Genomic DNA, 13,108 nt, shown 5'->3' with positions numbered 1-13,108 from the left:
GCCAGCTTCTGCTTAACTTCTTCAACGCTCTGGTGGGCTACAACTCGACTGACTCTTGCCATAACAGTGCTCGTTTCTCGGTTAACTGCACCCTACCCTAATTGTTCTTTAGAACGCAAGTTCGTATGAGAATGCGTTGAATCTCTATTTGGACATGAGAATGGGTTGCGGCGAAATCAGCAACTGCTTGCCGAATTGCTGCTTGTCCTATCCAGCGATCGCCTGGGACGATAAATTCTCCATTTGGCACAAATAGTACTGCAAAGGCTTCAGCGTTACCTGTCATCCAAGCATGAGCAGCTTGTTGGATGCGCGATCGGATTTCCTCTGGTTTCATCAACTTCACCCTCGTGATTTACAGCAGTCTACAGGGAACCCGTCACAAGTATTGCAGCAAATACAGGCACTCAAGTATTGTGATGCTAACTCATAATTATGTCACTCTCGCTTTTCGATTTTCTTTAGTTCTTCTGCCTCATCAAAGATCGAGAACAAGATTTGAGGTTTTAGGCTTAGAAATACAAATCAGTACCGCACCTTCATCAATCTCTGCAGTTGGTGGTTCTTGATAGGCAACCTCGCCTGCTAGAATTTTGCACTGACAAGTACCGCAAATTCCTATACGACAACTGTAGGCAGGATTAAGATCGTTGGCTTGCGCAAATTCTAAAATAGTTCCTTCACCCTTGTCCCAGGTGAGGGTTTTGCCCGATTTAGCAAAGAGAATTTTTGCTGCTTCAACTGCCTCATCTCGATTGACAACAGGATGTTTTTCAGCTGTGGCTTTCATCGGCGCACCGAAAACTTCAAACAAGATGCTACTGCTAGCTACTCCTGATTCCTTAAGTCCTGCCATTATGGACTCCATAAAAGGTGGAGAACCACAAAGAAAATACTCCGCTTGCTCAACTAAACTTTTAACTAGAGCCGCATTGATGTAACCAATACTGTGATAGTAACCTTCGTCTTCCGGTCGCGGACGACTATAGCAAAAATGAACGTGTAGGTTAGGATTTTGGCGAGCGATCGCTAATACCTCGTCCCGAAACGCATGAAATTGACCATTCCGCGCCCCATGCAAAAACCAGATTGGTCGGTTGGGATTGAGACGACTACAAGCTTTTACCATACTGAGCATGGGAGTAATCCCTACCCCGTTGCTAATAAGTACGACTGGTAAGGAATTGTTGACATCAAGCACAAAATGACCTTTGGGTGGCTTAACTAAAATTACCGATCCTTCATTGATGCGATCGTGCATAAAGTTAGACGCAATCCCTGGCGGTACATCTAATCCTGGTGGCGCAGGTTCTCGCTTAATCGAGAGACGATAGTATTCGCAGCCTTCAGAGTCATCTGAGAGTGAATAAGTACGAATCACAGGTTTAGCTTGCCCAGGAATGTCTAGTTTGATTGTTAAAAATTGCCCTGGTTGGAAGTTAGGAATTTCAGCGTTATTTTCTGGTTTCAGGTAGAACGAGGTGATTTCCTCGCTTTCTTTTACCTTGCGAATGACAATAAAATTGCGCCAGTCTTGCCAAGTAGAACTACCAGTGGGCTGAGTCATTGATTTTTTCGTGCTGATGCTAGAAACCAAACCAGCGATCGCGCCACAACTAGTTCCCAGTAATGAAGCATAAACGCCCAATCTAGCTTTGTCTTTCACATTTGTGAACCCCACAACTGCACCAGAAACAATCGTCGAGATTGCAAAAGCAGCACCAGCTCTTTTAATACTTCTGAAAATGGGATTCTCAATTTGTCTCATTGCAGACATTCAGTCTCTCCTATTTGAGCTTGGCAATAGTCTGGTGGATCGTGCCAGTTTTGAGATATGGATTTATCCTCACTACTGCTCCTGATAATTCCAAAGCAAGCCACCATCGACAAAAAAGGTGCTACCTGTAACGTAGTCAGCATCCGAGGATGCTAAAAAGGCAACAAGAGAAGCAACATCTTGTGGTTGTCCCAAACGACCAAGGGGAATATTTCGCAGTAACGCACCTAACTTTTGAGGATCGTTCAAGAGTTTAATATTAATTGGTGTTTCTATAGCTCCTGGTGCAACATTGTTAATTGTGATGCCGAAGGAACCTAATTCAACTGCTAAATTGCGTGTTAGCATTTTCATGCCACCCTTACTAGCACAATACGCTGTGAAGTTAGGAAATGACAGTTCCTCATGCACTGAACTGATGTTAATAATCTTTCCAGATCTTTGAGTTGCGATTAGGTGTTGCACAAAAGCTTGGGTAGTAAAGAAAACTCCCTTTAAATTGACATTCATTACGGCATCGTAATCAGCCTCTGTAACTTCCCAAAACGGAGCGTGTTTCTCAAGTCCAGCATTATTTACTAAAATGTCTAGCTTGCCAAAATACGCAATGCTTTCTGCAATCAGTTGGCGGATTTCATTGATATTACCTAAATCTGCCTGAATCGTATAGCCTTGTGATTTAGAACACTGAGCCATGTAGCACTTGCCACCAGTAGCTTGTACTTTCGCTAAGGTTTCCTCTGCCCCCTCTGGGTGCGAACGATAGTTAATGACAACATCTGCCCCTTCTTGGGCAAGTCGCACGACAATTCCTTGTCCGATTCCTTGACTGCTACCTGTTACCAAGGCAACTTTACCTTCAAGTCTCATAGATAATTCTCCTCGGATGGATAGCAATTACTCAAATAAGACATAAAAATAATACTCAGTATTGGTTGTGGGAAAACTAATTGTGTTAATCACTGCACACTGTTTACTAAACATATTTACAGCCTATTGCAAGTTTATGAGGTACAGTAAGAGGAGTACACAAATGAAGTCTAATGAAACCGTACTCGCTCGACTTGCGAGAAAAAATAGTTAAGGCATACACACAAGGTGACACCTCAATCAGAAAAGTTGCGGCTCGATTTGGAGTAGCCAAAAGTTTTGTGCAAAAACTGATAGCCATGAAGAAAACTCAAGGTCATGTCCAACCGAAAAAACGGCGTTGCTGAATAAGTAGTGGATATGCTAAAAAAGAAAGAGTTAACAAAACTCGGTCAGTCTAGATGAAGTGTCCACAGTGCGACTCCTCTAATCTTCGCAAAGATGGCCATCAGAATGGCAAGCAAAGGTTTGAATGCAAGGATTGCGGTCGCCTTTTCCGAGAATCTTACCAGGTCAAAGGTTATCACTCTCAAGTTAAAAAGATTTGTTTACAGATGTACTTGAATGGCATGGGATTCCGCGCTATTGAAAGAGTTACAGGCATTCACCATACGACTATCATCAACTGGGTCAAAGAATCAGCACAAGAGTTGCCAGAAGATGAACAAGAGCAGCCGACGGTAGCCGAGTTGGATGAACTTCAAACCTATGTCGGTTGTAAAACAGACAAAATCTGGCTTTGGACAGCTATCAATCATCATGCTCCTGGCATTTTAGCCATGGAAGTAGGCGATCGCAGTGGTCAAACTTTTGCCAAGCTTTGGCAGAGAATTCAAACCTGGAAAAGCCGCAGGTATTTAACAGATGGATATTGTGTTTATGCTAACTATCTCAACCCAAAAAAGCACTTAGTGCTACCTAAAATTCTCTTGACGAGAGTTGAAGGAGAGAATACGAGATTAAGGCATTATTTAGCTAGGTTACATCGAGCCACTCTTTGTTACTCAAAATCTCTTGAGATGTTACGATATTCAGTCCGGCTACTGATGCACTATTTAAGATTTAAAACACTTCCCCTAGCCACTTAATCCACTGTTCATTCAGCAACGCCCATTGCTGTAGGTCTGAGAAAGAAGAAATAGTAACTAAGAGCGTTCTTTTGTATTAATTTCAAGCTTATAGGTTCCCAAATATAGTCGGGATAAAGTTGCACTCCTTAGAGGATTCTTAGTATCTTTTTACTGCGTACTTGTTTAAAATAAAATTCAGTCACCAAGTAGTAGCTTGACTTGGTAAAGTTATCAATTCCTCCACCAATTCTCCACTATTCAAATTTATCTTTCTAGATAAATCTAGTGTAATTATCAATTTGATATGATTAGTCAAATATCCTTTTGTTTCTTAAATGAAGAATAATGGCAAGATAAAAAGCTATTTGCACTGTAAGAATTGACAAAGTTGGTCAACCAAAGAAATGTTGTTTCAGAAACAAAACCAAGTTTTCAAAAAATGCAAGTATGCCTATAGGTTAATTTCTTGGATAGCTTTAGCTACTCTATTTCTCTCATTATCTGTGCTACCGAGTTGGGCGCGAAATACTCCAGCCGATATCCAAGTTATTGACCGCCAACCGGATCAGCCGATTACTGAACCAGTGAAACCTGTACCTGTGGCTCCTAGCGCGCCTGGATTAAATGATCCACAAGAATTTGAAGCATTTGTAGACAATTTCTTTAAAGAAGAAATGTCGAAGTCTCATATTCCTGGTGGAGTCGTTTCTGTGGTGAAAGATGGCAAAATTTTTTTTGCTAAAGGTTATGGCTACGCCAACGTAGAAAAGAAAATCCCAGTTGAAGCCGATAAAACTCTATTTCGCGTTGCCTCGCTTTCCAAGCTATTTACCGCTACAGCAGCAATGCAGTTATACGAACGAGAGTTGCTCGATATTCATGCAGATGTTAACAAGTACTTGACGGACTTTCAACTAGAAAATCCCTTCTCTGAGCCAGTCACAGCTGCCAGAATGATGATGCATACGGACGGTACGACAAAACGCCGAATTGGACTTGCGGCTCGTACCGCAGCAGAAATGGAACCACTAGGTAATTACCTGGCTAACCATATGCCACCTGTTGTTTGGCGACCTGGTGAATTATACAGTTATTCGAGCCACAGCATTGCTTTATTGGGTTATCTCGTGGAAAAAATCTCTGGTATTCCCTTTGCGCAGTACATTGATCAAAATATTTTCCAACCCTTAGGGATGCGTCGGAGTACTTTTCTCCAGCCACCACCACCGTCGCTAGCCAACGATTTAGCTGTAGGTTATCAGTATCAAAGTGGCAAGTTTCAACCTGTTCCTTACCTATATCTCAACATTGCTCCAGGTGCGGCGATGCAAGCCACTGCAACAGACATGGCGCGTTTCATGATTGCCCACCTGTTGTACGGTCGCTATGAAAACTCCCGCATTTTAGAAGAGGATACGGTGCGGTTGATGCACGAACAGCACTTCACTCACCATCCACTATTACCTGGTACTGGTTACAGTTTTCGCGAACGGTTAGAAAACAATATTCGTACGATTGGACACTTGGGTAGTTTGCGGGGATATTCTAGTTCGCTGACTCTCATGAGCGATCGCAACATTGGTATTTTTATTGCTACTAATAGTTTTAGTGGAATCAACGGTAAGCTCTTGACGCAGTTTTTTGACCGCTATTTTCCATCTCAGCAACCTGCAGAAAAGAAACCTCTTGCTCTCAGTGAAGAACAACTGAACAAATTCACTGGTACGTACCGTGATTTAGAATATCCTCGCGATACCTTTGCCAAGTTGACTGCACCATTTGAACATATCAATATCAAGCGGGGTGATGAAAGTACTTTACTTGTCAGTACTCCTGGTTTATTCTTTGTTGGCAATGCTCCCACAATCGAGTTAACTCCTATCGAACCATTGCTATTTCAGCGAGTTAATGATGATGCCTTCACTGCGTTTGCGCAGGATGATAACGGTTGGATTAGATATGTGTTTAATCCCCTGTGGGCTAAAATTGGAGCCTACGAGCATATCCGATGGTACGAAACAAGTTGGGTGCAGTTAGGGCTTTTGGGCTTTTGTGTAGTCGTCTTTCTCTCAGCGGCGGTCATTTATCCGATTTTGCCTTTAATTCGACGTCTACGTGGTAAGCGTCAAAGACAACAAAAGTTGCGTTGGGCTTGGATACTTGCAGGTTTAATTGCTACTTTGAATCTAGTTTTTCTGATTGGCTTTCCCGTATCAATTTGGCTGTATGGCTTTTGGCGGCTGGTGTATGGCGTGCCTGCTATAACGATCGCATTCATAAGTATTCCTCTGCTTACCTCTGCGTTGACACTAGGATTGATAGTTTTTACCGCTTTGGCTTGGAAAAATCAGTATTGGTCTTTTGTAAAGCGATCGCATTATTCTTTGATTACCCTAGCTGCGTTGGTTTTTATTCCCTTTCTTACTTACTGGAATTTATTGGGATTTCAGTTTTAGCAATTGACGGTTAGTATTTGGCGTAAAAACACATGACAAATGATAATACAGCAAAGCATCCGCGAAAAAAGGTCTGGTTAAGTGAGTGCGACGATTTAATGCGGGGTGCATCAGGTGGTTTTTTATTTGGAATTCCGCTGCTGTATACAATGGAAGTTTGGCAGATTGGTTCTACGGCTGAACCGTCAGAAATGTTAGTGGTTCTAGCAGTCACATTCATCATTATTTTTCTGATCAATCGCACTGCTGGTTTTCGCAAAAGTCAGGGTGACTCACCCTTACAAGCCGCAATGGATAGTGTGGAAGCGATCGCAATTGGACTTGTTTGCTCAGCAGGAATATTGATTCTCTTGCGGAGGATAACTTTAGAAACTACACTCAGTGCAGCATTGGGCAAAACGATTTTTGAAAGCGTTCCGTTTGCGATCGGTGTAGCTGTAGCTAACGAATTTATCAGTGGTGAACGTAAAGATAAAAGCGGTTCCAAACAGGACAAGGCAAAACAACAAAACCAAGATCAGCTAAATGCTACTATCGCTGATTTAGGTGCTACTTTAATCGGTGCTTTGTTTATTGCATTTAACATTGCGCCTACGGATGAAATCCCTATGCTGTCATCTGCAATTTCCGCACCTTGGCTGCTGGCGATCGCGATCGCCTCATTGTTGATATCTTACGGTATTGTATTTGAAGCAGGTTTTGTCAATCAACAAAAGCGCCAACAACAGCGAGGCTTGTTTCAGCATCCCTGGAGTGAAACGATCGCCTGTTACTTAGTATCTATAGTAGCCTCAGTTTTGATGCTGTATTTTTTTCACCAACTCCGCCTTAACGATCCTTGGTTCATGTGGTTAAGTTACACTATACTACTAAGTTTACCGTCTACAATTGGTGGCGCAGCCGGACGGTTAGCAATATGAGTCAAGGACAGCAATCCCCCGATCAAGAGCAGCAAAAGCGATCGCTGGCTGAGTGGGTATCTTTTGGTATTGCTTCATTCATCTTAGCGGCGATCGCAGGTTTAGTCATTTATGAATGGCTAGTGCAAGATAACCGCCCTCCTGCGATTTCTGTCAGACGTGCTGGGAATACTCGCCAAGTTCAAGACCAATTTTACATTCCCTTTGCTGTTACCAATACTGGCGGACAAGCCGCTGATGCAGTGCAAGTTGTTGCCCAACTACGGGTTGATGGTAAAGTTGAAGCAACTGGCGAACAACAGATTAGTTATTTATCCAAAGGTGAAACTAAAAACGGAGCTTTTATATTTGATCGCAACCCCAATCAAGGCAAAGTCGTTTTACGAGTTACAAGTTACCAGCAACCTTAGTTAGAGCACACAAAAGCAATAGAGAGAAAGCTTTATCTTAATAAACTAAGGCTTTTTTTAAAGAACTAACAGATGAAAAGTCACGACCTTGCTTCGATGTTTTCAATCAGACCATCAGCATCACTTTACTACTGAGATGAATGAATTTGAGATAATCTTTGTAGCCTATAGAAGCTAGATTATGCTCTTGATACTCAGTTGCTTTATTTCAACGATTACCTCTTTTACCACTTAAACCAAATAAACCAACCAAGCCAACTAAACCAATCCAACCCCAATCAAAATCATTATCTCTTTCAGCCACAACACCAACCCCTGGATTTGGTGCCACAGTCCCGACTGGCTCTGTAGTGCAAGCAGGTAGAATTATGATACTTGCACCTAAAATAACAATACCAACCGTTTGAACTAAACGAGAATATTTCATAATCAACGCACCCCTATTTCCTCAATTTTTACTTGCTTTAAAGACTTTCAAAGTGAGTACAGATTAAAGTGTTGTTTCTTCTAGCTCTGTACTTGAGAAACGCTAGTAGTTAATCATTCTCTATAGTTATTGCGAACTGACTCAGGCTCTTGATATGCAGTTGCATCGTTGCGACGACCTTTACCTTTACCAGCTAAACCCGCTAAACCTGCTAAACCTATTAATCCCAACCAGCCCCAGTCAAAATCATTATCTTCATATACTCCTTCGCGCTCGTATACTCCTGCTCCAACTCCAGGCTCTACTGCTTGAGCCGAGGTAGATAGAATTAATGGCGTAACTGCTGTAGATATTGCTAGCAAACTAACACCAACCAGTTTGGTTAACTTAGTACTTTTTGTTTGTTGCATATCTTCTATTTCCTCCTATATTTCAGCTTGATTTGTTAACATCAAACTATCGATAAAAACTCTAATTAAAATCCATCTTAAGTAATAGAAAATTTGTTATAATTATTCTTGGAACTAGTATAAATAATCACATTAATACTTTGAGTTCAAAGACATCACACAATCCTCTTAAAAATAAATAATTTAACTTATACACTAAGCTATTTTATATTGCTAAGCTAATATCAAAATAAAAGTTTATAATATTTTTTTGTTTTTATTAGTAGAAATAAAACAAAATTATTTGGTGTGTATCTCTATTTATTAAAGTACATTAATATAATTAAAATTAATTATTTTTACTGCCATTTATTCATGACATCTTTGACCAAGATTTCTTTGAGCAAAATCTGTACGACAATTAGTAGCGGAATCGCCAGAAATAAACCTAAAAAACCAAATAAGCTAGCAAAAACTACGACTGCTAAGATAGTAAATACGGGCATCAGATCTACCTCTTGCTTCATAATTAAGGGAACTAAAACTAAACTTTCAAACTGTTGAATTGCAATATAAAGTAATATAACTGCTCCTGCCTTCCAAGGAGTATCAAGCAGAGCAAGTAGCACTGGTGGAATGACGCTCAAAGTTGGTCCTACATTGGGAATGAATTCTAATAATCCAGCTAATGCAGCATTGACCAAAGGTAGCGGTACTCCCAAAACTGACAGTCCAATAAAAGAAACTAAAGCGATAACGACCATTGCGATGAGAGTACCTTTAATCCAACCAACTAAAGATTCTTCAGTTTCAGATAAGATTGTATCAATTCTGCGTCGGTAAAAAGCAGGAAAAGCAAGAATAAAGACTCGTCGGTATTGAGAAGGGTTAGCTAATAGCATGATTGTTAGAACTAAGAATAATAATACGCTCAAAATAGCAGTAAGCGAGTTATTGAGGAAGACAAAAAAATTGCCCAACAACCTTGCTATCCATGTTTGAAGCTGTTGTGGAATATTTTCTAAAACACGGAATTCAAACATTGCTCCTGGAATTCTAGATTGTAACCAATTCACCCAAGTATCAATTCTGGCTGATACTTGAGGTAGGACGCCAATCAGTTGTTGCAATTGATCGATAATACGCGGCACAATAACTGCAAAAAATCCAACGATGAGTGACAGTAAAATAACAACTGTAACTGCGATCGCAATTCCACGCTTAATATGATATTGCTGCATTTGTCGCACAATTCTGTTTAAAGCTGTTGCTAAGACTACAGCCGCAAACAACAACAAAACAACTTGCCGAATTTGCCACAGAATATAGAGAGCAATCGCAAAAACAAGCAAGCCGAGCCATTGACCTAAGCGCACAATATTACCTCCATATTTTGCTTTTTTAAGCAAGCGGCTGGTTTAGTTTTTATCTATTAAAGTAGAAAGAATCTACGTCTTGCGAAAGGTTTGAGTTTCCAAAAAATTAAATAAGCTTTAGAAAAAAAACTGAAGATCTCATTAGAAACATTGATCTGTTCTTTTTTTTACCTTGTTTTATCAATTTTAATTTTGATTTAAGAAATATACCATATGTTTGACTCTCATAGCTGTAAATACAATATATTCGATGCCCACCTTCATGGTGTTAATTTTATTCAGCAAACTGATGGTTTTAATGCTCTGCTACAAGAAATGGATAAAGCACGGATAGAAAAATGCGTGGTTTTTGGTTTACCAGTGGTTAAACAATGGTCTGAATGGGAAAATGAGGAACCAACTTATTATCTTGCTGATGAGAGCCGTTGTTATTACTACTCGCTCACCGATGCAATTATTGCACGAGCATACATGGATTTGAATACCGAAGACCAAAACCGTATTATTCCTTTAATCTGTGGTTTTTCACCTGTCGATCGCTATGCAATTAAACATATTGAACGGATGACAAGTTTGTATCCTGGCATTTTTAAAGGCATTGGTGAAATTTTGTGCAGGCACGATGATTTATCTAATCTAACCTACGGACAGCCAGCGCGAATTAATCATAAAGCTTTATTTCCCATTTTTGATTTTGCTGCTCAATATCAACTCTCTGTTTTAGTTCACCAAAATGCTACTTCAATTGGTCGTTCAAATCAGCTAACTTACACGGATGAAGTTATAGAGATGCTTGATCGCTTTCCTAATACAAGATTAGTATGGGCACATTGTGGTGTCTCAAGACGGGTAAAGATAGAAAAATTACATGAGGTCATCGATCGCTTGTTGTGCAAATATAATAACCTCTATGTTGATTACTCTTGGTTAGTTTTTGATAATTATATTTGCCCCGATGGAAAGCCCGATCCAAATTGGATTGAAATGACAGAAAAACACAGCGATCGCATCTGTATAGGTTCAGATATCTTTGGTCACTTTGAAAGTTTAGCAGAAGGACTGGCACGATATACGCCATTTCTCGATTGTCTCAGCAAAGAAACATGCGATCGCGTTTGTATGTTGACTGCTGAAAAATTATACGCATCAGCCTCCACGATTTAGAATTGAGCAAGTTTTTAGACAAGCAAGTTAGTGGAGTTTACTGTTGCGACGCCGATAGTCTGAGCAATCAGTAGCTTCTTGAGTGAGAACCGTAACTGGATTTAGGGCACATCTAAGATACGGATTCGTGGAAAAAAAATGACAATGCATACAAGGGACGCGATTTAGATGACTTAAAAGTTCAGTAGTCATATGGCTTTGTACTCTTTTATGCAATATCCCAAAAACGATCAATGCCCCAGCAGCAATGGCTAAGTAAACAGATAAAACACTCGCTGCAAATTCAGGAGGATTTGCTAAGTTTATAGTTTCTCTATCTATCAGTCTTTCCTCATGTTTCTCTAAGATTAAATTTGTTTCATCTAAAGTTTTTTGGTTGGAAGCTTCCTCATAAAGAGCTTTTTGACTCGCTATCTTATTTTCTATCAAATCGTTAGTATTTATCTCTATTGAACGTATGGTAGTTGACCCGATCGCCTCAAAACTATTATTTGATAACATAAATAGCTCCGAAAGAGTCACATTTATTCGAGATTGCAATCCAAACTACTGCAACTGACTTAGATCGAGGTTAGGTGGTAGTAAGACTTCATTGACTGCATGGATAATTCCATTGCTGGCTTGAATATTTGGTTGAACAACTCTGGCGTCATTGATAGCAATTTGGTTTTGAGCCGGATCGATTTGAACATTTACAGGTCTACCTGCAAGCGTTCTTAACTCCCCTGCCGAGAGTTGGCTAGCACTTAGTTGTCCAGGAGCAATGTGGTACATCAAGATTTGGATTAAAACTTCGCTATTTTCTTGTTGTTGCAACTTTTCTAAAATTCCTTCAGGTAACGCTGCAAAGGCTTCGTCTGTAGGAGCAAAAACCGTAAATGGTCCTCGTACGCTCAAGCTTTCTGCTAACCCTGTAGCATTCAATAAAGAAGTTAGTGTAGAAAAAGATTGATTTGATGCTGCTACTGCAACCAGATTATTAGCAGCTGTCGGACTAGGAGTTGGAGTAACTGCTGTTTGACCAGCTGCAGCAGTACGACCTACAATGTACTGAGTAGCTGCTACGTTGCTAGCTAAAGGTTGCACTTGTCCTAACCGTACTAAAGCTTGATGTATATGGGCTGCAGCTTCTGCTCTTGTGAGTGATTGTTGTGGATTTAGTTGTCTGACATTAGGATAGTTAACAATAAGGTTAGCTTGAGTTGCAGCAGCAACTTCATCTGTAGCATAGGCTGGAACTGCTTCAGCATCTAGATAAGAAGTCGCGATCGCATTTTGCAGAGTACTATCAGCAGTCAAACCTAAACCATTTGCTAAAGCAACGATCGCCTGCAACTTGGTAATATTCTGTGCTGGTTGAAAGTCTCCTCCAGGGAAGCCTCCCATAAATCCTGTCTCGTATGCTTCTTCAATCGCAGCTGCAGCCCAATAATCAGTTGGGACATCGGTAAATCCAGTACCTTCTAACTGGCGTATGCGGTTTTGATTAAAAGCTTTCTGAATCATTGCCGCAAACTCAGCCCGCTGTACTGGTTGTTCTGGTTTGAAAGTACCATCAGGAAAACCAGTAATGATGTTTCTAGCAGCTAGCGCTTGGATAAATGGTTGCGCCCAGTAGTTAGCCGCAACATCAGAAAAGTTAGTTGCTGCACCTTGAGTAGGGGATGGAGTCGAAGTTTCAGAAGATTGTGCAAAAGCAGGTTCAGAAGTGGTGTTGAGACTTCCAGCACCAACTAATACTCCAAAAATCAGTAAAACAGCACTTAAAGAAGACGATCGCTGAAGTAAACTATCCATGCAAGTGTTCGCTTTTATTATGTTTTAGCTAAGTTTGGTTTATTCAGACTTTAATTAATGCAAAACCAAGCTCTAAAGATGTAAAACTCAGTTTTTAAAGCATCAGTTGCTGAACAAACTAGCTATATGCTGAAATTAAGCCTTAATAGTGGAAAACTAGTGGAAGCTTATCAAAGGTTTGCCTTACGGCTTCCTTCTTTGCACAAAACATATTGGCTTTCAGAGTAGAAGCCACAGTTAATAACTTCTTTGTTGACATCTATCTCTTGTGGTATCTATCGCAATAAGAGAAAATTTAGGCGTTGCTGAACAGGAGTATGATACTAAACCGCGTTCTAAAGAACAATTCTCAGATGAGGGAAGTAGGTCATGGAAGACAGCTTTGCAGGAGCTAGCATTAACTCCTGCAAGCCTTGGCAAAGGACATCTGTAACAGCATCAAGTGAGTCGAA

14 protein-coding genes are annotated in these 13,108 nt (G+C 40.5%); 6 read left to right on the top strand and 8 right to left on the bottom strand.

Features of this window, described 5'->3' with window-relative positions; genetic code table 11:
• Positions 1–97 precede the first annotated feature (97 nt).
• From IQ230_RS24935 to IQ230_RS24925, 3 genes are all read right to left on the bottom strand, one after another.
• Positions 98–337, bottom strand: a complete 240-nt coding sequence (locus tag IQ230_RS24935; protein ID WP_193934900.1) for an SgcJ/EcaC family oxidoreductase — start codon at positions 335–337, stop codon at positions 98–100.
• 141 nt (positions 338–478) lie between these two features.
• Positions 479–1,777, bottom strand: a complete 1,299-nt coding sequence (locus IQ230_RS24930) for a 2Fe-2S iron-sulfur cluster-binding protein (protein WP_228055319.1) — start codon at positions 1,775–1,777, stop codon at positions 479–481.
• A gap of 72 nt (positions 1,778–1,849) precedes the next feature.
• Entirely contained in the window at positions 1,850–2,647 is a 798-nt protein-coding gene (locus IQ230_RS24925; protein WP_193934899.1) for an SDR family NAD(P)-dependent oxidoreductase, read from the bottom strand.
• 173 nt (positions 2,648–2,820) lie between these two features.
• On the opposite strand from IQ230_RS24925, the gene IQ230_RS24920 reads away from it, so the two are divergent.
• The 5 genes from IQ230_RS24920 to IQ230_RS24900 all read left to right on the top strand — a co-directional run bounded on the left by IQ230_RS24920 (position 2,821) and on the right by IQ230_RS24900 (position 7,503).
• On the top strand, positions 2,821–2,994 hold the full coding sequence (locus tag IQ230_RS24920) for a hypothetical protein (protein WP_193934898.1): 174 nt from the start codon (positions 2,821–2,823) through the stop codon (positions 2,992–2,994).
• Between the two features lie 54 nt (positions 2,995–3,048).
• Positions 3,049–3,735, top strand: coding sequence for an IS1 family transposase (locus IQ230_RS24915; protein WP_193931492.1), 687 nt, complete (start codon positions 3,049–3,051; stop codon positions 3,733–3,735).
• A gap of 386 nt (positions 3,736–4,121) precedes the next feature.
• On the top strand, positions 4,122–6,173 hold the full coding sequence (locus IQ230_RS24910; protein WP_193934897.1) for a serine hydrolase domain-containing protein: 2,052 nt from the start codon (positions 4,122–4,124) through the stop codon (positions 6,171–6,173).
• Positions 6,174–6,205: 32 nt separating this feature from the next.
• On the top strand, positions 6,206–7,093 hold the full coding sequence (locus IQ230_RS24905; protein ID WP_193934896.1) for a TIGR02587 family membrane protein: 888 nt from the start codon (positions 6,206–6,208) through the stop codon (positions 7,091–7,093).
• Positions 7,090–7,503 (top strand): TIGR02588 family protein, encoded by a 414-nt coding sequence (locus IQ230_RS24900; protein ID WP_193934895.1) that lies wholly within the window; start codon positions 7,090–7,092, stop codon positions 7,501–7,503. The genes IQ230_RS24905 and IQ230_RS24900 overlap by 4 nt, the downstream gene beginning before the upstream one ends.
• Before the next feature lie 208 nt (positions 7,504–7,711).
• On the opposite strand, the gene IQ230_RS24895 is transcribed toward IQ230_RS24900, so the two are convergent.
• The 3 genes from IQ230_RS24895 to IQ230_RS24885 all read right to left on the bottom strand — a co-directional run bounded on the left by IQ230_RS24895 (position 7,712) and on the right by IQ230_RS24885 (position 9,695).
• The gene (locus IQ230_RS24895) at positions 7,712–7,930 is read right to left on the bottom strand and encodes a WGxxGxxG family protein (RefSeq protein WP_193934894.1); all 219 of its coding nucleotides are present in this window, start codon (positions 7,928–7,930) and stop codon (positions 7,712–7,714) included.
• Between the two features lie 113 nt (positions 7,931–8,043).
• Positions 8,044–8,340, bottom strand: a complete 297-nt coding sequence (locus IQ230_RS24890; RefSeq protein WP_193934893.1) for a WGxxGxxG family protein — start codon at positions 8,338–8,340, stop codon at positions 8,044–8,046.
• A 338-nt stretch (positions 8,341–8,678) separates the two neighbouring features.
• A complete protein-coding gene (locus IQ230_RS24885; RefSeq protein ID WP_193934902.1) occupies positions 8,679–9,695 on the bottom strand; it encodes an AI-2E family transporter in 1,017 nt (338 codons plus the stop codon).
• Between the two features lie 213 nt (positions 9,696–9,908).
• Between IQ230_RS24885 and IQ230_RS24880 the strand changes: the two genes are divergently transcribed.
• A complete protein-coding gene (locus IQ230_RS24880; protein ID WP_193934892.1) occupies positions 9,909–10,859 on the top strand; it encodes an amidohydrolase family protein in 951 nt (316 codons plus the stop codon).
• Between the two features lie 27 nt (positions 10,860–10,886).
• On the opposite strand, the gene IQ230_RS24875 is transcribed toward IQ230_RS24880, so the two are convergent.
• Together IQ230_RS24875 and IQ230_RS24870 are read right to left on the bottom strand one after the other, a co-directional pair.
• Positions 10,887–11,360 (bottom strand): hypothetical protein, encoded by a 474-nt coding sequence (locus IQ230_RS24875; protein WP_228055318.1) that lies wholly within the window; start codon positions 11,358–11,360, stop codon positions 10,887–10,889.
• Positions 11,361–11,405: 45 nt separating this feature from the next.
• Complete coding sequence (locus tag IQ230_RS24870) at positions 11,406–12,656, bottom strand: fasciclin domain-containing protein (RefSeq protein WP_193934891.1); 1,251 nt, start codon at positions 12,654–12,656, stop codon at positions 11,406–11,408.
• Between the last annotated feature and the right edge of the window lie 452 nt (positions 12,657–13,108).

This window comes from Gloeocapsopsis crepidinum LEGE 06123, from assembly GCF_015207655.1.
Taxonomy (GTDB): domain Bacteria; phylum Cyanobacteriota; class Cyanobacteriia; order Cyanobacteriales; family Chroococcidiopsidaceae; genus Gloeocapsopsis; species Gloeocapsopsis crepidinum.
This window is presented reverse-complemented; position numbering and strand designations above follow the sequence as displayed.

Coding starts and splice junctions, on each gene's coding strand:
- IQ230_RS24935 (WP_193934900.1), bottom strand. CDS start 337: ATGAAACCAGAGGAAATCCGATCGCGCATCCAACAAGCTGCTCATGCT.
- IQ230_RS24930 (WP_228055319.1), bottom strand. CDS start 1,777: ATGTCTGCAATGAGACAAATTGAGAATCCCATTTTCAGAAGTATTAAA.
- IQ230_RS24925 (WP_193934899.1), bottom strand. CDS start 2,647: ATGAGACTTGAAGGTAAAGTTGCCTTGGTAACAGGTAGCAGTCAAGGA.
- IQ230_RS24920 (WP_193934898.1), top strand. CDS start 2,821: ATGAAACCGTACTCGCTCGACTTGCGAGAAAAAATAGTTAAGGCATAC.
- IQ230_RS24915 (WP_193931492.1), top strand. CDS start 3,049: ATGAAGTGTCCACAGTGCGACTCCTCTAATCTTCGCAAAGATGGCCAT.
- IQ230_RS24910 (WP_193934897.1), top strand. CDS start 4,122: ATGTTGTTTCAGAAACAAAACCAAGTTTTCAAAAAATGCAAGTATGCC.
- IQ230_RS24905 (WP_193934896.1), top strand. CDS start 6,206: ATGACAAATGATAATACAGCAAAGCATCCGCGAAAAAAGGTCTGGTTA.
- IQ230_RS24900 (WP_193934895.1), top strand. CDS start 7,090: ATGAGTCAAGGACAGCAATCCCCCGATCAAGAGCAGCAAAAGCGATCG.
- IQ230_RS24895 (WP_193934894.1), bottom strand. CDS start 7,930: ATGAAATATTCTCGTTTAGTTCAAACGGTTGGTATTGTTATTTTAGGT.
- IQ230_RS24890 (WP_193934893.1), bottom strand. CDS start 8,340: ATGCAACAAACAAAAAGTACTAAGTTAACCAAACTGGTTGGTGTTAGT.
- IQ230_RS24880 (WP_193934892.1), top strand. CDS start 9,909: ATGTTTGACTCTCATAGCTGTAAATACAATATATTCGATGCCCACCTT.
- IQ230_RS24875 (WP_228055318.1), bottom strand. CDS start 11,360: ATGTTATCAAATAATAGTTTTGAGGCGATCGGGTCAACTACCATACGT.
- IQ230_RS24870 (WP_193934891.1), bottom strand. CDS start 12,656: ATGGATAGTTTACTTCAGCGATCGTCTTCTTTAAGTGCTGTTTTACTG.